This is a genomic window from Pseudomonas sp. BF-R-01 (genome assembly GCF_019946615.1).
Classification (GTDB): Bacteria; Pseudomonadota; Gammaproteobacteria; order Pseudomonadales; family Pseudomonadaceae; genus Aquipseudomonas; species Aquipseudomonas migulae.
The window spans coordinates 58,378-79,043 of the sequence record NZ_JAGYFX010000011.1; the positions used below are offsets into that span (position 1 = coordinate 58,378).

The window sequence follows — 20,666 nt, forward strand, 5'->3', positions numbered from 1 at the left end:
GGGAGCAAGCAATGTTCAACCCAGCTAACGAAACGCACTTCAGCCTGACCGTCGAAGACTACGTCGGCGACCTGCAAGTGCTGTCGTTCACCGGCACCGAAGGCATCAGCCAGCCGTATCGCTTCGACATTGAACTGGTCAGCGAAAACCCCGATCTGGACCTGGAAAAACTCCTGCACAAGCAAGCGTTCCTCGCGTTCGATCCACAGGGCAGCGGCATCCACGGCCAGATCTACCGCGTCGCCCAAGGTGATGCCGGCAAGCGCCTGACCCGCTACAAAGTCTCCCTGGTGCCGCACCTGCAATACCTGCATCACCGCACCAACCAGCGCATCTACCAGCAGATGTCCGCGCCGAAAATCATCGCGCTGATCCTCGAAGAACACGGCATCAAGGGCAACGCCTACAACTTCCAGCTCAGCCAGCCATGCCCGGACCGCGACTACTGCGTGCAGTACGACGAAACCGACCTGCACTTCGTCCAGCGCCTGTGCGAAGAGGAAGGCATTCATTACCACTTCCAACACAGCGCAAAAGCTCACTTGCTGGTGTTTGGCGACGACCAGACCGTATTCCCCAAACTCGGCCAGCCAACCGCGTACGTGCAAGGCAGCGGCATGGTCGCCGACGAACCGGTGATCAAAGGCTTCAAACTGCGCCTGGAAACCCGCACCAGCCGCACCACCCGCCGCGACTACGACTTCGAAAAACCACGCCTGCAACTCGAAGCGGCCTACAAGCCCGATGTTCAGAGTGACGAACCAGACCTCGAAGACTACGATTACCCCGGCCGCTTCCTCGACCGCGCGCGCGGTAAATTCCTCAGCCAGCGCGTCCTCGAACGCCACCGCGCCGACTACCAGCAAGCCGAAGGCCACGGCGACCAGACCCGCTTGATCAGCGGCCACTTCCTGGAAATGTCCGACCACCCACGCACCGAGTGGAACGACCTCTGGCTGCTCACCGAAATCGTCCACGAAGGCAAACAGCCGCAAGTCCTCGAAGAGTCCGTGACCAGCGACACCACCGACAACAAAGACGACTTCCACCAGGGCTACCGCAACCGCTTCCTCGCCACCCCGTGGGCCGTGTTCTACCGCCCGGCGCTGCAACACCCCAAGCCCCGCGTACTCGGCAGCCAGACCGCCAAAGTCACCGGCCCCGCCGGCGAAGAAATCCACTGCGACCAGTACGGCCGCATCAAAGTGCAATTCCACTGGGACCGCGAAGGCCAGGCCGACGACAAAACCAGCTGCTGGATGCGCGTCTCCTCAAGCTGGGCCGGCGACCGCTACGGCGCCATCGTCATCCCGCGCATCGGCATGGAAGTCCTCGTCACCTTCCTCGAAGGCGACCCCGACCAACCGTTGGTGACTGGCTGCCTGTACCACAAGGAAAACCAGGTTCCCTACGACCTGCCGGCGAACAAGACGCGCAGCGTGTTCAAAACCCTCAGCTCACCGGGCGGCGGCGGGTACAACGAACTGCGGATTGAGGACAAAAAAGGGGCGGAGCAGATCTTCATCCACGCCCAGCGGGATTGGGATGAAAACATCGAGCACGACCAGAAGATTCGCGTCGGCAATGAGCGGCACGACACGGTGGTGAAGAACACCTACACCGAGCTCAAGGCTGAAGAGCATCGCACCACGATTGCTGATCGCAAGGTTGAAACGCGGGTGGATGACCACCTGACGGTTGGGCAGAACCAGCATGTGAAGTTGGGGACTGCGCAGCTGACTAGCGTTGGGAAAGAGATTCATCTGAAGGCTGGGGCGAAAATCGTCATCGAGGCCGGCTCGGAACTGACCATCAAGGGCGGTGGCAGCTTCATCAAGTTGGATGCCGGTGGCGTGACGGTTGTTGGGCCGATTGTGAAGATCAATGCCGGTGGTTCGGCGGGCTCGGGGACCGGGATCGGGATTAAACCGCCGGTGCTGCCGGGGGCGGCGGATAAGGATAAGGCGGGGAGTTTGATGGATCAGGCGTTGGGGAATGCGGTGCCAGAGAAAACCACCACTCGACCGATGCGAATGATGAAGTTCTCGGGTTGACCTCCAACGGATCACACAGGATTAGGTAATAGGCAAAATGACGGAACCAGTCAAAGTTAAAAAATGGTCTTATCCCCTCAAGATAGGAAATGTCAGTGGCGCAGACCCACAGCAGTACTACGCTGCTCTGGCCAAAGCAAAGGATGGTTATTACCCTCTCGGTGGTAACGGTTTGTGGCACGGTGGAGTGCATTTTGACGAAGCTTCGGGATTAAATCCGGCTCAAAGCGAAGTGCGCTGTATCACCGATGGACAGGTGATCGCCTATCGTATTGATGAAACCTATCTACCGACTGTATACAGCGACCGTACTGCTGTTGCCTCATCAGGGTTCGTGTTGGTGAAGCATCTACTCGAGGTTCCCGCTCCTCCAGCACCCCCTGCTACCTCAGGTGGATCTCCTGCCCCGGCGGCTGGGCCTCTATTGACGTTCTACAGTCTTTATATGCATCTGTTGGACATGACTGGATATAGAGAAAAGCCGACTTTGGAACGCCCCTCTTACTGGGCCGGTGGCATCTATCAGGTCAAAGCCAATGTAAACGACCCTGTTCAAGGGTTGAATGTGCGTGCTGCGCCTAGTGGCAGCGAAGGGTACAGCCAGGTTTTGACTACATTGCCGCGCGGCACCACCGTTACGACAGGGGAGACAAGTGCAGATGGCAAATGGGTAAAAATTATCAGCGTAATGCCAGACGCGGGCCAAGCAGCTGCGATAAACGGCTGGATATTCAAAGGTCAAATGACAAGTCAAGGTGCGGACCAATACCTTATTGGCGAACTGGCGAACGATATCCCTGTGAACCAAGCCAAAGGTTTGAGAGTACGTAGTACTGCGGCCAACAACGGTAGCGTGATCTCGGTGTTGCCTGCAGGCACTCAAGTTCAGATCAGCCAGGAAGGGGGATCTGGCAACTACCGAAAACTAATTAAAGTAGTAAGTGGGACGCCAACCCCCGCTCTCAGCGCTGACGCAACTGGAAATGTCCCAGGTTATGTGTGGCTTCCGTCGCTTGAAACCAAAACTGAGCCGAAGGATGTGGGGAAAGTTGTTCTACTCGACGAGCCAGCTCCCATCAAGGCCGGAGCATTGGTGGGCTACGCAGGCCATTATCAAGAACACGATGAAAGTACCGCTCGTAACGTGGTTCACGTAGAGGTTTTCACATGCGATGACATTGAGGAGTTTGTTACTCAAAGTCGGAGTAAAGCCGTTGCCTTGCCAGCGGACCAAAAAAGTCTGATGAAGGTTTACAAGGAAACGAGGCTAATTACACACCGCGCCGACATCAGTGCGACTAACCCACCACAGGCTAACGATGGTGGCGTGGTGATCGGATACGATCTGATCATTCCGATCGGCGTGTTAGAAGCCTTGCCGGCTTCAAAAAAAATCAAACAATCTGTCACTACCCCTGCTGCGGGCTCTAGTCCTGCAACCTCTAGCACTACTCGTTGGTGGCATCTCGAAGAATTGCTAGGCGATGCGCAAGGTAACCCTATTAGCGGTTGGTTGGGCGAGAAGGACTTGATGACCACTCGCCACAATCCGTGGGAATGGGACGGGTTTAAATTCATTGAAGAGACCGGTAGCAACGCCGAGCATCTCTCTTCATATCTGCATGATCGTGATCTACTCACTGAAGCAGAAAAGGCTACTTTCGTTCCGAAAGCCAGTAATTCGACTAAAGGGCCGGTTAAGGAAGGGCTATACGACATCATTGACACTGACAAGAACGATAAACTGACTACTACAGAAATCTTGGCAGCACTGGCTAAACCTTGGTTTGCACAATCTATATCCCAGCTGATTACCAAGTATGAGAGCGAATGGTTCTATGACGCGGCGAAATGGGATGCTCTCGATGAACTAATGGGGCATACAACGGATAGACCCAATTTGGACTGGATTGCGCAAAAGCAACGAATCAAGCAACTGTCTTGGTGGAAAGAGGTTGCCGCGAAGGACACTCTAAGCCAGGACGGTAAGGTCTGGCATATACATCCCATTGGGATGATCGGGAATTTTGACCAGAGAAAGAGGTGTACTTGCAACGCCGAAGTCGTAGTGGTTCGATACGCTACTGTAAATTTCGGTCCCCTCGTAAAAGGGGAGGGTAAGTTAGGTGACTCACCTCATTGGAATCCTATGGAAGCTGCGGGAAAGGTAACTTCTAGTGAAAGAAGAATTATCTCCGCCATGTGTGAAAATGAAGGAAAAATCAACGCTGTACAAGCTTATGATGGTGAGGTAATAACTGCGGGTGCAATGCAGAAAACTATTAAGACGACGGGTGCTGGTGAGTTGCCTACTCAAGTTAAAAAATTTAAAGATGCTTATCCTGATGAATATTTAGAGCTGTTTGAGGGGCAAGGATGGTTCCTTGATCTCAGTTCCGCTAACCCCAAAATGTATTATCAGGATTCAGAGTTTTTAGATGGGCAAAAACTTGAGGGGCAGAATCTGAAAGAAAAATTGAGGGTGGGATGTTCGCAGAGCACGCAGGGTAATGTGATTCAATGTAAACCAGTTTCGGTTCTGTCGTGTGCTATAGGTTCACCGTCATACGTCGAAGTTCAGATTCTAGATTTTATTACGCGTTTGAGAAATGTTTTATTAGAGGTGCCGACGTCGTATAACTTCAAAATTGGAGAGCTTTTCAAGTCAGATTTTGGGCGAGCTACCGTTTTGGATGAAAGTGTGAATCGTCCATCTCATGTACCTGATAGCGTGAAAAGAGCTTTGGATAAGTTCTTTCTGGCACATGCGACTGTGAGTAAGGATGTTGCAACTTGGGGGAGCAGTCATGCGGCCTATGAACAAGAGATTTTGGTGTATTACGGAACCGGAAATAATCGTGGCAATATGACAGATGGTCCTATTCGGCATAATAATTTGAAGGTGGCGCTAAATGGTTAATCGTTTTCAAGTGGCTGCTTTTTTGACTTTTTTGGTGACACCTTTGTGTCGTGCTGAAGGTGAGCCATTAGTTGTAAATGGGATGGACGGCAGTTTCTTGCGTTTTAGCGGTTGGGACAAGCTTCATAATGGGTGGAATAATGTCGAATATAAAGGGGCGGGGAGTAGTTTCGCTATTTACAGCCTTCCAACAAGCTCGCCCCCATCCGGTGTTTCTACATTAATAAGCACAGAGAAAGAATCTCCGGATAAGAAGCGAGTGCTGTTGATGCGCGTGGTTTCTGGGGAGGTTAGCGATGGGCAGGGATATAGCGAAAACTCCGAACAAGCGTATTGTGACGTTGTGTCTTTGGAAACGGGTTGTGTTGAAAACATTGGCTCGGCGCTTCAGTGTGATGGGGCTTGGGTTGGAGAGAAGTGGAAGGACTCTACCGGGGAAAGATTTGACTTCGTTAAAAGCAGTTTGCCTCCGAAGAGTATGATAGAGCAAGTTTCAAAAATTTCTTCAAGTGAGTTTCGAGCGGCCTCTCTGAAGGATTTGATGTTTATGGGCGTTTCTTCATATATGGCGTGCAATCCGCCGCAGTCGAATGTGCTTGCGTACAATGATATCGGATTTTATTTTGCAGAGGGTGGTGAACATCTTTTGGCAATGCAGATTTATCAGAGGTTATTAGGTGTTGCCCCAGATAGAGTGCCCTTGAAACTTAATGTTGCTGATTCTCTCTGGGCACTTGGAAAGCATGATGAGGCGAAGCCATACTATGCTGAATATCGCGATACGATGAGAAAGAAAGGTATAGCAAGTAAAATACCTAAGCGAGTTGAGGAGCGTTTGAATTAGTAAAGGTGGTATTATTTATGTATAGCCTCTCGGGAGGCTGCTTTCCTTTGGTGAAGGTGTAACTATAGGGGGAGAGGGGTGGATTTGTTTGATTGAGCTCGCCATTTTGTGGTGAGGTTTTCGATAAATAAATCTGCCACCTTTATATTAGGTTGTTTATGAAGCTTTCGAAGTTGCTATCATTATTTTGTGTTTTTTACCTGGGACACGCAGCAGCCGAAATTCCAGATATCGGCTCTGTCTCGGAAGTCGGGGCCGGCCGCGTTGGCAATAATGTCGTCAGGTATGTAAAAACATTCGGTAATAGTTGTCTTGATGTTCAGGTTATTAGCCCTGAGAAAAACTGGAAAGTTCTGTCTTCTTCGAACTTCTGTACCTTTGAAGGTAAAAAATTCGGTTCGGACTTTGCTGATGCTGGTTTCGAGGATATTTCGGTGAAAGCTGACGGGGTTCATTTGACACTTAGCCTTACCCCTCTGCAGCCAACCGGTGAGCAGCGCAGAAGCTGTGTCATTCCTGTTGCGGCTACGGTAATTAAAGACCTGAGCTGTTCCGAAGCAGGGAAATAACTGAGAGGAGTCGGATTAATTTAGCTGTCTTCATCTCTGATTAAGGGAGGCAGCAAATAAATCCGCCTCCTTGGCTGGATGTGAGTCAGGTAAATAAATAATACTTTTTAGAGTGTGGGTTGTGTGATGGTGGTTGGTAAGTTTTGGCTGGGTTTGTTAGTTGTATTGTTTTTTGGCTATATATAAATTTGTTTGCTGTTTTGTTCGAGTGTGTACATCAATACAAGGAAATAGTATTGAATAAGTTGTTTTTGTTAGTGATGTTCTTATGTCCTCCGATTGTGGCCGCTGAACCGATCTTTCAATCCCTGCGGTCGTGTACGCAGGAAGGGAGTGTCACGAATAATTGCTCGGTGGTGCTGGATAGCAATAGTTATGTGGTGGATGCCGGTTCCGGTAAGAAGTTATCCGACACGGCGGAGCCGACTGGCGCTTTGAATTCGTTTGAGCTCTATCGGGATGGCAGTCAGTACATTCTGGCTAATGAAAGTTTTTCCAGTGCTCGGTCCCGCCGCTGGGTGGTGTTCGGATACAAAGGTGGAATAATTGAACTACAGAGGATTTACATCTTCTCCTTAGATACCTCTAAACAGTCGGGGCCTTACTGGCACGGTTACGACTGCCGACCTGACTCCAAACAATTCACTCCGCCAAGCGGTGTGCCTTTCAGCGAATCAGCTATGCAGGCATTGTGTGGAGATGTTGAGGGTGACGTGGTAGTTGTGCCGAGAGTCCCATCCGTCTCCGTGCCCTCCAAATCCTTAGCCGTAAGTGTTCCCGTGTATACAGCACGAACCCGTGTCGGCGTTGCGACTTACGTATTTGCCGGAAATGACGATCCGAATCTGCCGACGGTGTCCTGCCTGTCCAATTGCGTTTCCGGCACATCAGAAAAGGCTAGGCCTCCGGCGGCGAATGCTTCATCTGCTTCAAGTGTTTCCGCTAGCGCCAAGGAAGCCTGCAACCCCGACAGCTTTACCAATCCCGATTTGATCACTTGCGGGCAGCAAAGCTTCGAAAAAGTCGATGCCGTGTTGAATGACCAATACAAGAAAGCAATGGCCAGTTTGTCTCCCGCAGACAAGAAGCAACTGACCGATGTGCAAAGAAAGTGGGTGCGTTTCAAAGAAACGTATTGCGAGGATATCTATCAGTCCGCTTTGCCGGGAGCGGAGGCGCCCATTGAGAAGCTTGCGTGCTTGGCGCAAACAACCAATGCCCGGTTGGGTGAGCTCATTTATCTACAGACAGGGCTGCCGAATGATGGCTTTTACAAAGCTGCATCGTTGATGGCAGGACAGGATCGAGAAAACGGCCTAAAGGCCTCGATCAACCTGCTAGGCGGAGTTGAATTCGACGATCCGGTTTGGAAGCAATACGCCGATGCGCAATGCGACATGAGTTTCCGCATGTTGCGCGAAGACCTCGCCTATTGCGCTGTACGAATGCGTTTTCAGTTACCCATGAACCGCTAAAAAAATGACAGGTTTGAACTCGCCGCCCGAGACAGGCTGTCGAGTCAGGGATTATCGAGAAAGGGGACGCCAAGTCCCCTTTTTTACGTCGATTGATGCGCCGCCATCGCCAGCAAGCTGGCTCCTACAGGTCAGCTGACTCGGCTTTGTTGCTTGGCGAAAATCGCCGCCATTTCCGGTTCATCCAAATGATCCAGCGCTCGCTCAACCAGCAAATGCACGCCGTCGGCCATGCGGCTGAGCGCCAGGGCTACGGAGCGGCGTGAGCCTTCCACCCCGTCGGCGAGGTCGGAGGCGATGGCGCTGATGGACAGGAGGTCTTCCGAGGCGTTGGCGAGGAGGGCTTCAGTGTTGATGTCGGGGCAGACGCTGAAGAGGTCGCCGTTGCGACGTTTGGATTTTTTATCCGGCGGTGTGCCGAGGTGATGGTCGAGGGCGCGCTCGGCAGCTTCGTGGAGTTTTTTGGAATCTAAGGATTCGTAGGGAGAGGTGGCTTCGTGTTCGGGCGATTTGGATGTCGGATTGGTCATTGGTGTAAATCCTTGGAGTTAATGAATTGTTTTTCTCCGATTTCGGACTTGCACATCCGGTCGCTGATTTCGCGGCAACGAGCAAAGGTTATCGATGAAGATCAGGGATGCCTAGTTCATGAACAACGCCGCATGTTGAAGGAAATATCCGATAGTCCCGAGCGTAGAAAGACCAAAAAACCTCAGCTTTTAAACAACAGCGTTTCGTCAATGACTTGGTAGTCATCAGCGTCAAAAACTACGGCATCTTCTTCTAACACTGCACAATAGTGGCGTTCTCGCTCGAAGCCGCTACACTGCGCCGGCCGTTCATTTTTCTTTTGAGGCTGTGCGCATGAAATTTCGTTTTCTTCTGTGGATGCTGGGTTTGTTGATGGGTAAGGCCAGTCGGACTAATCCTGCGTTTCAGCAGCAGTTGGGTGACAAGGAGTTGGTGTTTCAGCTACAGACACTGGACGGGAAAGTGGCGCGGCATTTCTTTGTGAAGGATCAGCGCATTACCAGTAAGTCGGGCGTGTATGCCGAGCCGGCGTTTGCGATTGCGTTTAAAGATGCGGCGTATGGCTTTGCGACGATGCAGGCGAAGAACAAGCAGTTGGCGTTTATGACGGGGATTCAGGACAAGTCGATTCAGATCAAGGGCAACCCGGCGCTGGTGATCTGGTTTCAGGGGTTGACCAAGTATTTGAAGCCGCGGAAGGCGAAGGCTGCCGCTTAGGTTTGAGGTGGTCAGGTAGACCGAGGTGGATTTTTCGCGGGCAAGCCTCGCTCCTACAGATTTGGGTGATCCGTAGGAGCGAGGCTTGGTCCGGGCGGCGTTCCGACGAAGCTTTTAGGCTTGGGTGAATTGCGAGGCCAGTTCGCGCAGCAGCACTTCAGCCTCAAGCACTTTGCTGACGACGTCGTTGGCTTTGTCGCGGGTCAGGCCGACGCGTTCCAGCAGGGCATCCGGGATATCTTCATCCGGGCCGGAGCCGATGCCGCGACTACGCAGCAAGCGCACGGACAGGCACACGAGGTTCGGGTACTCGGTGTAGGCGCCGTCGTAGCTTGGGTCGTGCTGGAAGCGCAGCGCGGTGGCCAGTTCGTCGGGCATGTCCCAATAGCGCATCAGCCATGAGCCGATCTGTTCGCGGCTGATGCCGAGCAGGTGTTGCTCGACGTAGCTGTGGCACAGGTGCGGGTTGACCTCCAGGTGGCGGCAGATCAGCGAGAAGTGCGGCGGGAACACGTGGGCCAGCAGCAAGTAGCCGAAGTTGTGCAGCAGGCCGGCGAGGTAGGTCAGGCCGGCTTCCGGGCGCTGGGCGCGCGGCATGGCGCGGGTCAGGCCTTCGATGACGGCGGCGGTGTAGATTGATTGCTGCCAGTACGGCGTGGTGTGTTGCGGGTGGTCTTTGGGCAGGCTGAGGGTTTTGCCCAGGGCCAGGCCTAGCGCGAGGTTGATCACCAGGTCGAAACCCAGCACGCGGACGATGGCGTCTTCAACCGAGCGAATCTTGCCCGGCGAGGCGTAGTACGGCGACGCTGCCCAGCTCACGACTTGTGCGGCCAGGGCCGGGTCGGTTTCGACCACGCCGGTGATGTCGTCGATGGTGGCGTTGGGGTCGACGCGCAGTTTGATGATTTTCTGCGCGGTCTCGGCCAGTGGCGGAATTTCGATGGTGGCTTCCAGGCGTTGCTGGATGCGTCGCGCGGTGAACGCTTGAACGGCCTGGGTGATTTCCTCGCGGTCATCGTCGGGGCGGTCGAGGTTCGGGCGGATGCTGCTCACGTTCTCGCCAAAGTTGGCGGCGCTGGCCTTGGTCAGCATGGTCTTGAAGGCTTCGCTGGTGATTTCCAGCAGCACGCCCGGCTCGCCCGAGTTGATCAGCAACTTCGGTTCGCGCAGCAGGCTTTCTTCGTACAGGCAGGGCGAGCTGGTCAGCGCCGGCAGGCCGGGCAGCAGGCTCAGGTTGTGTTTGCCGAGCATCTTTTCCAGGCGCTCGGTCGACACGGCGGCGAGGCGGCGGCCGGTCAGTTCGGCGAGGCGGTTGAGGTCGAGCAATTGGCTTTGCGGAAACAGCACCATCAGCGCGCCCACGGCGTCGTCGAGCAGCACCGCTTGCACTTTGCGCGAGGCGTTCAGGCCGTGGTGGTCGAGGACTTCTTCGTAGGCGATGCCCAGTTTGGCGAGCAGCAGCCGAATAACAGACGGAGCGTGCGGGGTTTCGGGGACGAGGGCAGCTTCAGTCATGGTCTGTATCCGTATTCAAACAATTGCAGGAGTATAACCAGCTTGTTTAAGGGCAGGGTCCAGAAACTGCGACGGTGCTCACACTTGGCCGTATTGCTGCCCGTGGCGCAGCCAGCGGTCGAGCAGCGGGCTGACGTGATCCGGCCAACGCTCCAGCAATGCCTGGGCGGCGTCGCGCACGGCGGGCAGCAGATCGGCGTCACGCATCAGGTCCGCGACCTTGAATTGAAGCAGGCCGGTCTGGCGCGTGCCGAGCATTTCGCCGGGGCCGCGCAGTTCCAGGTCTTTTTCGGCGATAACAAAACCGTCGTTGGTTTCGCGCATGATGCCCAGGCGCTGACGGCCGATCTGTGACAGCGGCGGATGGTAGAGCAGCACGCAATGGCTGGCGGCGCTGCCTCGACCGACGCGGCCGCGCAATTGGTGCAACTGCGCGAGGCCGAGGCGTTCGGGGTTTTCGATGATCATCAGGCTGGCGTTCGGCACGTCGACGCCGACTTCGATCACGGTGGTGGCGACCAGCAGTTGCAGGTTGCCGGCCTTGAATTCCGCCATCACGGCGGCTTTTTCCACGGGCTTCATGCGGCCGTGAATCAACCCGACCTTCAACTCGCCGAGGGCGGCGGTAAGGTCCTCAAAGGTGGTCTCCGCCGCCTGGCAGGTCAGCTCTTCCGACTCTTCGATCAGCGTGCACACCCAATAGGCCTGACGCCCTTCGGCACAGGCGCCGCGCACCCGTTCGATGACTTCGACGCGCCGGGTGTCGGTGACCAACACGGTGTTGACCGGGGTTCGGCCCGGCGGCAGTTCGTCGAGGATCGAGGTGTCGAGGTCGGCGTAGGCGCTCATCGCCAGCGTGCGTGGAATCGGCGTGGCGGTCATGATCAGTTGATGCGGGCACATGCGCCCGCCGACGCCTTTCTGCCGTAGAGCCAGGCGCTGTTGCACGCCGAAACGGTGTTGTTCGTCGATGATCACCAGCGCGAGGTTCTTGAACTGCACTTCGTCCTGGAACAGCGCGTGGGTGCCGACCACCATGGGCGTGCCGCTGGCGATCTGTTCCAGCGCGGCCGCGCGGTTCTTGCCTTTGAGCTTGCCGGCCAGCCACGCGACTTCAATGCCCAGTGGTTCGAGCCAGCGCTTGAAGGTGATGAAGTGCTGCTCGGCGAGGATTTCGGTCGGCGCCATCAACGCCACTTGGTAACCGGCTTCCAGCGCTTGCAGCGCGGCAAGGGCGGCGACCACGGTTTTGCCCGCGCCGACGTCGCCCTGAATCAAGCGCAGCATCGGTTCGTGCTGGCTGAGGTCATAGGCGATTTCGTTGCCGACGCGTTGTTGGGCGCCGGTTGGATTGAAACCGAGATTGGCCAGGTATTGGGCCGGCAATCGGCTGGCTTTCGGCATCGCCGGCGCGCGCAGGGAGCGCATGCTTTCGCGCAGACGCTGCTGGGACAGTTGATGAGTCAGCAGTTCTTCAAAGGCCAGACGGTGCTGCGCCCAATGATGACCGAGGGCGAGTTCGTCGACGTCGGCATCGGCCGGCGGGTGATGCAGGTAACGAATCGCGTCGGCCAGCGGCGCCAGTTGATAGTCCCGCGCCAGTTCGTTCGGCAGCCAATCCGGCAGGCTGGTCGGGCCGAGCATCGTCAGGGTTTGCATGCAGAGCTGGCGCAAACGCTGCTGGGTCAAACCTTCGGTGAGCGGGTACACCGGCGTCAGGGTTTCATCCACCGGCAGCGGCTCGTCGCCGGTGAGGGCGCGGTATTCCGGGTGGTAGATCTCCAGCCCCGACGCACCGGGCCGCGCTTCGCCGTAGCAGCGAATCCGCGTGCCGCGCTTGAGGCCTTCTTTCTGGGCGTTGCTGAAATGGTAGAAGCGCAGGCTGAGCCCGCCGGTGCCGTCCTGCAAGCGCACGACCAGGCTGCGGCGCCGGCCCATGACCACATCGGCGCCGCTGACGGTGCCTTCGATCACGGCATCTTGCCCCGGTCGCAGGTGGCCGATCGGGACTACGCGAGTGCGGTCCTGATAACGCAGCGGCAGGTGAAACAGCACGTCCTGGAGATTCTCCAGGCCGACCTTGGCCAGTTTCTCGGCCATGGCCTCGCCGACACCCTTGAGTGCCGTGACCGACACTTGCGACAACTCGGTCATGACAGCGACTTAAGCCGCAGCCACCGGCGCGGGCGGCTTGGCCACCGAGCACAGGCGAATGGAGTCAGCGAGGATCTCGATGGCTTTCGGACGCGGGAAGCTCGCACGCCAGGCGATGGCCACGGTGCGGAACGGCACCGGCGCGGTCAGTGGGCGCACTTCGATCACGCCGGGGGCGTAGTGATGGCTGTCCACGGCCGACAGCGGCAGGATCGAAATCCCGAGCCCCGAGGCGACCATGTGGCGAATGGTTTCCAGCGAGCTGGATTCCACCGTGGTGTGCTTGGCGCCGTCGTTGCCTTTGGTCAGCGTCGGGCAGGCTTCCAGCACTTGATCGCGGAAGCAGTGGCCTTCGCCAAGCAGCAGCAGGCTCTTGTCGTTGAGCAGGGCGGCGTCGATGGATTCTTTTTGTGTCCACGGGTGCTGGGCCGGCATCAGGACGTAGAACGGCTCGTCGTAGAGCTGCAGGGTCAGGACGTCGGCTTCGTTGAACGGCAGGGCGATGATGATCGCGTCGAGCTCGCCGTTGCGCAGTTTGTCGCGCAGCACGTGGGTGAAGTTTTCTTCGATGTACAACGGCATCTGCGGGGCGACCCGGTGCAGTTGCGGAATCAGGTGCGGAAACAGGTACGGGCCGACGGTGTAGATGGCGCCGACTTTCAGCGGGGCGGTCAGCTGGTTCTTGCCGGCCTGGGCCAGTTCGCGGATGCCTTGGGCCTGTTCCAGGACTTTTTGTGCCTGGGCCACGATGCCTTCGCCGACCGGGGTCAGGCGCACGGCGCTCTTGCTGCGCTCGAAAATCAGCACACCGAGTTCGTCTTCAAGCTTTTTCACGCCCACCGACAGGGTCGGCTGGCTGACGTGGCAACGCTCGGCCGCGTGGCCAAAGTGCTGCTCTTGGGCGAGGGTAACGATGTAGCGTAATTCTGTAAGAGTCATAGCGAGCGTCCATGAAGTTGCGGGCCAAGCATACCGGCTGCAATCGATAGACGCACGTTATCAGAGAGAGTGTGTCGAGTGACACCGGGTAATGCCGGTTTGCCGCTGGCGGATATGCAAAAGGCACCTTTCGGGTGCCTTTTGCATATCTTGTTACCGCCACAGAATCTGTAGGAGCGAAGCTTGCTCGCGAAAGCGGTATGTCAGTCGAATCATTCGTGAATGACACACCGTTTTCGCGAGCAAGCTTCGCTCCTACAGGGTTCTCTTTAGCGGCGGCGTTCCAGCGAGTAAACAAACGGCGCAACAATTTCGATGGAGCCGTTGTTCAGCATGTCGGCCGGCGGTTTGGGCAGCGGCTGGGCACGCTTGATCATTTCCAGGGTGGCCCGGTCCAGATCGGCGTTGCCCGAGCGGCCCACCAGTTCGAACGACAACACGTTACCTTCGGCATCCACCACGAAGCGCAGACGGTTCAAACCTTCCTTGCCCCGCGCCTGTGCACTGGCCGGGTACTTTTTGTACTTGGCCAAGTGCGCCAGCAGGGTGCCTTGCCAACTGGCCTTGGCCGCTTGCTGCGCAGGTGATGGGCCCGGTGCCGGTTGAGCGGATTTCTCCGACGGTGCCTGGGTCGGTTGCGCTTCGCTCGGTTTTTCCTCGGACGGTTTTTCCTTCGGCGGCTCCGGCTTTTTCTCCACAGGCTTGGGCGGTTGAGGCTTGGGCTTGGGTTTGACCGGCTTCGGTACGGTGATTTCTGCCTTAGGCACTTCGGCCAGCTTCGGGATCGGCAGCTCTTCCACCGGAGCAGGGGGTTGTGGCGGCGTTATCACCTTCGGCGGTGCCGGAGGAGGTGGTGCCGGAACCGGCGCCAACTCGACCATCATCGCCTGCGGCGGCAGCTCGATAGGTGGGCGCGACGTCCAGTTCAGCGCCAGCGCAATGGCCAGCGCATGGACGCCCAGCACCACGGCCAGGCTACCGCCGTAACGCGTCAGCTTATGGCGCGTCGTGATCATTTCTTCACTGCCGTCTCGAGTCCGACCAGACCGACCTTCAGGTAGCCGGCAGCGCGCAGGTTGTCCATCACGCTCATCAGGTCGCCGTAGTCCACGCCTTTATCGGCCTGGAAGAAGATCGTCGTGTCTTTCTTGCCCTGGGTCTTGGCGTCGAGCGTGGCGCCGAGTGCTTCGGCTTTCACTTCGTCTTCGCCGAGGAACAGGCGCTGGTCAGCTTTGACGCTGAGGAACACCGGTTTCTCTGGCCGCGGCGCCGGTTTGGCGCTGGAGGCAGGCAGGTCGACCTTGATGTCCACGGTGGCCAACGGAGCGGCCACCATGAAGATGATCAACAGCACCAGCATCACGTCGATGAACGGCGTGACGTTGATTTCGTGGTTCTCGGCCAGATCGTCGTCTGCGCCTTCTTTCAAATGCAGGCCCATGGCCGATTACCCCACTTTCACCATGTGCGGTTGCGAGCTGCGCTCAGGCTGGTGGTCGAGGTCGCGGCTGACCAGCAACAGGACTTCTGCCGAGGCGTCGGACACTTGCGCCTTGTAGCCGGCGATGGAGCGGGCGAACACGTTGTAGATCACAACGGCTGGAATCGCGGCAACCAGGCCCAGCGCGGTGGCCAGCAAGGCTTCGGCGATGCCGGGAGCCACGACGGCGAGGTTGGTGGTCTGAGTTTTGGCGATGCCGATGAAGCTGTTCATGATGCCCCACACGGTGCCGAACAGGCCCACGAACGGCGCGGTAGAACCGATGGTAGCGAGGACGCCGGTGCCGCTGCTCATGTTGCGACCGCAGGCTGCGACCAGGCGCTCAAGACGGAAGGCGACGCGTTCCTTGATGCCTTCTTTCTCGCGGCTGTTGGTCGACAGGTGCATCTCTTCCAGCGCATCGTGCACCAACAGGTTGGCGAGGGTGCCGGGCTTGGCTGCCGTTACACTGGCTTCCTTGAGGGTGGCCGCCTTCTTCAGGTGGACGATTTCAGTGCGCAGACGACGCTTGGCGCCCATCAGCTCGAAGCCCTTGGCGATCCAGATGGTCCAGGTGATGATCGATGCGATGGCGAGGCCGATCATCACGATTTTCACGATGATGTCGGCGTTCTGGTACATGCCCCACGGCGACAGGTCATGGGCCATGCCCAGGCTGTTGTCGGCTTCGAGGACTTGCGGCGCGTCTTCACCAGCGGCGTCTACGGCCTGGGCCGGATCGGTGGCAACCGGTGCTGCGTGTTCGGCAGAGTGCTCGGCGGGCGCAGTGGCAGCGGCTGGGGTGGCCGGGGCTTGTGCGTCAGCGAAGGCGGCGGTTGGCGCCAGCATCAGGCTGAGCAACAGGGCGGCCACCGCGCTCCAGGCGCGAGGTCGATTGGTTGGCGAAGCGGGGAAATGATTGCGTGTCATGCTGGCCGGACCTGAGAGGAAAAGACGGTAAATGTTCTTCCAGGCCTCGAAGGCCGAGAACAAAAGTGGTGGGCATTATTGCAAGTAATTCTTGTTAACAGAAGTAATAGAGTATCTTTTTTTCCTTCATTGCTAGCCGCTCGTCCATTGCCGGCGCTAGTCTGTGGCTTTCCGATAGGAGTTTTTTGATGTCCGCGCCCTCTGTTTTGATCGCCGGCTGCGGTGATGTCGGCAGTCGTCTGGCTACACAATTGCTCGCTTGCGGGTGGGAGGTCCATGGCCTGCGCCGTGACGTCTCGCGCCTGCCCGAGGGGGTGATTGGCGTTGCCGGCGACTTGTTCAACAAGGATTGCCCGCAAACCTGGCCGGTCGGTGCGGTGGACTACCTGGTGTATTGCGCGGCAGCCACCGTTCACGATGAAGCCGGTTACCGCGCCGCTTATGTCGAGGGCTTGCAGCATGTGCTCGAGTGGCTGGACGACTACGGGCAGGTGCCCAATCGCTTGCTGTTCGTTTCCAGTAGCAGCGTTTACGGCCAGCAGGACGGCGAGTGGGTCGACGAAACGTCGCCGACCATCGCTGCCGGCTATTCAGGTCGACTGATGCTGGAGGCGGAACAAGTGGCACTCAACAGTGGCATTCCGGCAAGCATCGTGCGTTTGACCGGCATCTACGGCCCGGGCCGCGAATGGCTGCTGACGCAGGTTCGTCGCGGATATCGCGTGGCGATTGATCCGCCGTTGTACGGCAATCGGATTCACGTGGATGACGCGGCTGGCTTGTTGGCGTTTCTGCTTGAGGCGGATCGGCGCGGTGTGGCGTTGGATGACGTTTATATCGGCGTCGACGACGCGCCTGCACCGCTGGCCGAAGTGGTGGATTGGTTGCGTGAATATCTGGGCGTGACTGAATGGGCTGACGATGCGAGTGTGCGGCGCACGGGCAGCAAGCAGTGCAGCAATGCGCGGGTGAAGGCCTTGGGTTGGGTGCCGAAGTACCCGAGCTATCGTGAAGGGTACGCCGCCATTCTTGAAGGCCGCTGCTGATTTCCTTCCACCCCAAACAACTGTAGGAGCCGGCTTGCCGGCGATGGCGGTGTACCAGCCAACAGAGATGTTGGATGTTATGGCCTCATCGCCGGCAAGCCGGCTCCTACATGGTTTTGCGTTGGCTCTAGAGCCGGGTTACTGCTTTTCCAGCAACCACTTGCGATCACCTGGCGTGAACTGCGGCATTTCGTCTGCCTGCGCGGTGTTCACCGCCTGGAGGATCTCCAGTTCCTTGCCCTTGCGCGCAAAGATCCAGGTGTTGCCCTGGCCCTTGAGTTGCAACCACATATTGTCGTTGCCGCCGCTCATCGACGCGCAATCGCCCGCCAGGCACAGCGCGTAGCGATCCGCACCCGGCAAACCGGTTACCTGGCCGTCGGCCTGGAACTGCACGGAGCTGCCTTCGCCAGGACCGCTGACGACTTTCCAGCTGCCGCCCATGTAGGCGGAATACAGCGCGCGTTCGAAGCTGGCACCCATCGGCGCGCCATCCGGCACCGGGATCAGCGCACGGTCGAAGACCTGTGCGGGTTCGTTGTCGCTGGCGACTTGGGCCAATTGCTTGCCATCACGCTTCAGCTCGCTCGCGGAACTGCCGTAGAAGTCGACTTTCCAGGCGCCGGACGCTTCGCCCAGCAGCTTGCCTTCGACGTTCTCAAAACCGTTGGTGTAGCGGGCCTGACCGGCCTTGGTGTTGACGTCCCATTCCAGGTTCGGACCATAAGCCTGGAGCGCTTCGCGCAGGGGGCCGCCTTTGGACGCAGCATCGATCGCCACCTGATTGATCCAGGTGCCGCTGATGTCGCGGTCGGCAGGGTTGCTGGCACATCCGCCCAAGAGTAGGGCGACCAGCGAGACAGCAAGCGCAGTGCGCATGGTGGAATCCTTTCAAAACGCTTTTTATACATACGGCATTGGCGCAGCCTTTCGGGCTGCGCCGAACGCATTACTCGATGACCAGAATGGCATCCATTTCAACCTGCGAACCCTTTGGCAGGGCGGCTACGCCGATGGCGGCGCGGGCTGGGTATGGCTGGTCAAAGTACTTGCCCATGATCTCGTTGACCTTGGCGAAGTGGCTCAGGTCGGTGAGAAAGATGTTCAGTTTGACGATGTCCTTGAACGAACCACCAGCGGCTTCGGCCACGGCTTTCAGGTTCTCGAACACCTGGACGGTCTGGGCTTCGAAGCCTTCAGCCAGTTCCATGGTTTTTGGGTCCAGAGGAATCTGACCCGACATGTAAACGGTGTTGCCAGCCTTGATCGCCTGGGAGTAAGTGCCGATGGCGGCAGGGGCCTTATCGCTGGTGATAACAGTCTTGGTCATGAATGACTCCTTGTAATAGGTTGGCTTAGGCGCGCATGCGGGTGATGCGGATCACCCCGGTCAGTGCGCGCAGTTTCTTGATCACGCGGGCCAGATGCACGCGGTCGTGCACGCTGACCACCAGTTGGACCACGCTGATGCGACCATCGCGTTCGTCCATGCTGATTTTTTCGATATTGCCGTCGGCCGCGTTGACGCTACTGGCCAACAGTGCGATCAAGCCGCGCTGGTGTTCCAGCTCGACGCGCAGCTCGACGTTGAATTCGCCGGTGACATCCTTGGCCCACGAGAGCTGGATGCATTTTTCCGGGTTGTGGCGGATTTCGCTGATGTTGCGGCAGTTGTCGAGGTGCACAACCATGCCTTTGCCCGCCGACAGGTGACCGACAATCGGGTCGCCCGGGATCGGCGTGCAACACTTGGCGTAGCTGAGCACCAGACCTTCGGTGCCGCGAATCGCCAGCGGGCCTTCCGCGCTTGGCAACTGTTCGCCTTCGCCGAGCAGGCGACGGGCGACGACGTAAGCCATGCGATTGCCCAGGCCGATGTCTTCGAGCAGGTCTTCGATCAGTTCGAGGCGGTACTCGGTGAGCATCGCTTTGACGCGCTCGGCCGGGACTTTGTCCAGGGCGCTGTCGAAACCGTTGAGGACCTTGTTCAGCAGACGTTCGCCGAGGCTGATGGATTCGGAGCGGCGTTGCAGTTTCAGTGCGTGGCGGATGTGGGTTCGCGCCTTGCCGGTGACCACGAAGTTGAGCCACGCCGGGTTCGGCCGCGCGCCGGGAGCGCTAACGATCTCGACCGTGGAGCCGCTTTGCAGCGGTTCGGACAGCGGCGCGAGACGACGATTGATCCGACAGGCAATGCAGCTGTTGCCGACGTCGGTGTGCACCGCGTAAGCGAAGTCGACCGCCGTGGAGCCTTTGGGCAGCTCCATGATCCGGCCTTTGGGCGTGAACACGTAGACCTCGTCCGGGAATAGGTCGATCTTCACGCTTTCGATGAATTCCAGCGAGTTGCCGGCGCGTTGCTGCATTTCCAGCACGCCTTTGACCCACTGGCGGGCGCGGGCGTGAGTGCCTTTGGGCTGCTCGTCGCCGCTGGATTTGTACAGCCAATGGGCGGCGATGCCGTTGTTGGCCATCTCTTCCATTTCACGGGTGCGGATCTGGATCTCGATCGGAACACCGTGCATGCCGAACAACGTGGTGTGCAACGACTGGTAGCCGTTGGCCTTGGGGATCGCGATGTAATCCTTGAAGCGCCCCGGCAGCGGTTTGTACAAATTGTGTACAGCGCCCAGCACGCGGTAGCAGGTATCGACCTTGTCGACGATGATCCGGAACGCGTAGACGTCCATGATCTCGTTGAAGGCCCGACGCTTGCCGCGCATTTTCTTGTAGATGCCGTAGAGGTGTTTCTGGCGACCGCTGACCTCGCCCTGAATGCCATCGATGGCCAAGCAGTGGCCGAGGGATTCTTCGATCTTGTTGACGATTTCCTTGCGGTTGCCCCGGGCGCGTTTGACCGCCTGGTTGATCCGCGCGGAACGCATCGGGTGCATGGCCTTGAAGCCGAGGTCTTCGAATTCTATGCGGATGGCGTGCATGCCCAGCCGGTTGGCGATGGGCGCATAGATTTCCAGGGTTTCCTTGGCGATCCGCCGGCGTTTCTCACCGGACAGGACTTCCAGCGTGCGCATGTTGTGCAGGCGGTCGGCGAGTTTGACCAGGATCACGCGAATGTCGCGCGCCATGGCCATGGCCATTTTCTGGAAGTTTTCGGCCTGGGCTTCGGCCTTGGTCTCGAAGTTCATCTGGGTCAGCTTGCTGACGCCATCGACCAGTTCGGCCACGGTTTCGCCGAACTGCGCTTGCAGCGCTTCCTTGGCAATACCGGTGTCTTCGATCACGTCATGCAGCATCGCAGCCATCAAACTCTGATGGTCCATGTGCATGTCGGCAAGAATATTCGCCACCGCAAGAGGATGCGTGACGTACGCCTCGCCACTGCGGCGGCGTTGGCCGTCGTGGGCTTGTTCGGCGTAGAAGTACGCTCGGCGGACCAGGTTGACCTGGTCCTTGCCGAGGTAGGTCGATAAGCGATCGGCGAGGGCGTCTATGCTCGGCATGATGACTCCTGCCGTTCGCTGTGACCCCGCG

Annotated in this window: 17 protein-coding genes; 7 read left to right on the forward strand and 10 right to left on the reverse strand. The window is 57.7% G+C overall.

Features of this window, described 5'->3' with window-relative positions; genetic code table 11:
* Positions 1-11 precede the first annotated feature (11 nt).
* The 5 genes from tssI to KGB27_RS07115 all read left to right on the forward strand — a co-directional run bounded on the left by tssI (position 12) and on the right by KGB27_RS07115 (position 7,862).
* Entirely contained in the window at positions 12-2,054 is a 2,043-nt protein-coding gene (tssI, locus tag KGB27_RS07095) for a type VI secretion system tip protein TssI/VgrG (RefSeq protein ID WP_223553711.1), read from the forward strand.
* Positions 2,055-2,091: 37 nt separating this feature from the next.
* On the forward strand, positions 2,092-4,974 hold the full coding sequence (locus tag KGB27_RS07100) for an SH3 domain-containing protein (protein WP_223553713.1): 2,883 nt from the start codon (positions 2,092-2,094) through the stop codon (positions 4,972-4,974).
* The gene (locus KGB27_RS07105) at positions 4,967-5,818 is read left to right on the forward strand and encodes a tetratricopeptide repeat protein (RefSeq protein ID WP_223553716.1); all 852 of its coding nucleotides are present in this window, start codon (positions 4,967-4,969) and stop codon (positions 5,816-5,818) included. Before KGB27_RS07100 ends, KGB27_RS07105 begins: the two co-directional genes overlap by 8 nt.
* A 158-nt stretch (positions 5,819-5,976) precedes the next feature.
* A complete protein-coding gene (locus tag KGB27_RS07110) occupies positions 5,977-6,387 on the forward strand; it encodes a hypothetical protein (RefSeq protein ID WP_223553718.1) in 411 nt (136 codons plus the stop codon).
* 236 nt (positions 6,388-6,623) lie between these two features.
* Positions 6,624-7,862 (forward strand): lysozyme inhibitor LprI family protein, encoded by a 1,239-nt coding sequence (locus tag KGB27_RS07115; RefSeq protein ID WP_223553721.1) that lies wholly within the window; start codon positions 6,624-6,626, stop codon positions 7,860-7,862.
* A gap of 131 nt (positions 7,863-7,993) precedes the next feature.
* Here KGB27_RS07115 and KGB27_RS07120 read toward each other — a convergent pair whose 3' ends face one another.
* A complete protein-coding gene (locus KGB27_RS07120) occupies positions 7,994-8,392 on the reverse strand; it encodes a DUF6124 family protein (protein ID WP_008030625.1) in 399 nt (132 codons plus the stop codon).
* A 334-nt stretch (positions 8,393-8,726) separates the two neighbouring features.
* On the opposite strand from KGB27_RS07120, the gene KGB27_RS07125 reads away from it, so the two are divergent.
* Positions 8,727-9,110, forward strand: coding sequence for a helicase (locus KGB27_RS07125; protein ID WP_223553723.1), 384 nt, complete (start codon positions 8,727-8,729; stop codon positions 9,108-9,110).
* Positions 9,111-9,224: 114 nt separating this feature from the next.
* Here KGB27_RS07125 and KGB27_RS07130 read toward each other — a convergent pair whose 3' ends face one another.
* The 6 genes from KGB27_RS07130 to exbB all read right to left on the reverse strand — a co-directional run bounded on the left by KGB27_RS07130 (position 9,225) and on the right by exbB (position 16,128).
* Entirely contained in the window at positions 9,225-10,625 is a 1,401-nt protein-coding gene (locus KGB27_RS07130) for an aminoacyl-tRNA deacylase and HDOD domain-containing protein (RefSeq protein ID WP_223553725.1), read from the reverse strand.
* Between the two features lie 78 nt (positions 10,626-10,703).
* Positions 10,704-12,779, reverse strand: a complete 2,076-nt coding sequence (recG, locus tag KGB27_RS07135) for an ATP-dependent DNA helicase RecG (protein WP_223553728.1) — start codon at positions 12,777-12,779, stop codon at positions 10,704-10,706.
* Positions 12,780-12,788: 9 nt separating this feature from the next.
* Positions 12,789-13,718, reverse strand: a complete 930-nt coding sequence (locus KGB27_RS07140) for a hydrogen peroxide-inducible genes activator (RefSeq protein ID WP_008030615.1) — start codon at positions 13,716-13,718, stop codon at positions 12,789-12,791.
* 269 nt (positions 13,719-13,987) lie between these two features.
* Entirely contained in the window at positions 13,988-14,734 is a 747-nt protein-coding gene (locus KGB27_RS07145) for an energy transducer TonB (RefSeq protein WP_223553730.1), read from the reverse strand.
* The gene (gene exbD, locus KGB27_RS07150; RefSeq protein WP_008030611.1) at positions 14,731-15,159 is read right to left on the reverse strand and encodes a TonB system transport protein ExbD; all 429 of its coding nucleotides are present in this window, start codon (positions 15,157-15,159) and stop codon (positions 14,731-14,733) included. Before exbD ends, KGB27_RS07145 begins: the two co-directional genes overlap by 4 nt.
* 6 nt (positions 15,160-15,165) lie before the next feature.
* Positions 15,166-16,128: a tonB-system energizer ExbB gene (gene exbB, locus KGB27_RS07155; RefSeq protein ID WP_223553732.1), complete on the reverse strand. Its 963-nt coding sequence runs from the start codon at positions 16,126-16,128 to the stop codon at positions 15,166-15,168.
* 188 nt (positions 16,129-16,316) lie between these two features.
* Between exbB and KGB27_RS07160 the strand changes: the two genes are divergently transcribed.
* Positions 16,317-17,174: an SDR family oxidoreductase gene (locus KGB27_RS07160; RefSeq protein WP_223553734.1), complete on the forward strand. Its 858-nt coding sequence runs from the start codon at positions 16,317-16,319 to the stop codon at positions 17,172-17,174.
* A 138-nt stretch (positions 17,175-17,312) separates the two neighbouring features.
* On the opposite strand, the gene KGB27_RS07165 is transcribed toward KGB27_RS07160, so the two are convergent.
* The 3 genes from KGB27_RS07165 to spoT all read right to left on the reverse strand — a co-directional run bounded on the left by KGB27_RS07165 (position 17,313) and on the right by spoT (position 20,635).
* A complete protein-coding gene (locus KGB27_RS07165; RefSeq protein WP_223434088.1) occupies positions 17,313-18,053 on the reverse strand; it encodes a hypothetical protein in 741 nt (246 codons plus the stop codon).
* 70 nt (positions 18,054-18,123) lie between these two features.
* The gene (locus KGB27_RS07170; protein ID WP_223553736.1) at positions 18,124-18,504 is read right to left on the reverse strand and encodes a RidA family protein; all 381 of its coding nucleotides are present in this window, start codon (positions 18,502-18,504) and stop codon (positions 18,124-18,126) included.
* A gap of 25 nt (positions 18,505-18,529) precedes the next feature.
* Positions 18,530-20,635, reverse strand: a complete 2,106-nt coding sequence (gene spoT / locus KGB27_RS07175; RefSeq protein WP_008038056.1) for a bifunctional GTP diphosphokinase/guanosine-3',5'-bis pyrophosphate 3'-pyrophosphohydrolase — start codon at positions 20,633-20,635, stop codon at positions 18,530-18,532.
* Between the last annotated feature and the right edge of the window lie 31 nt (positions 20,636-20,666).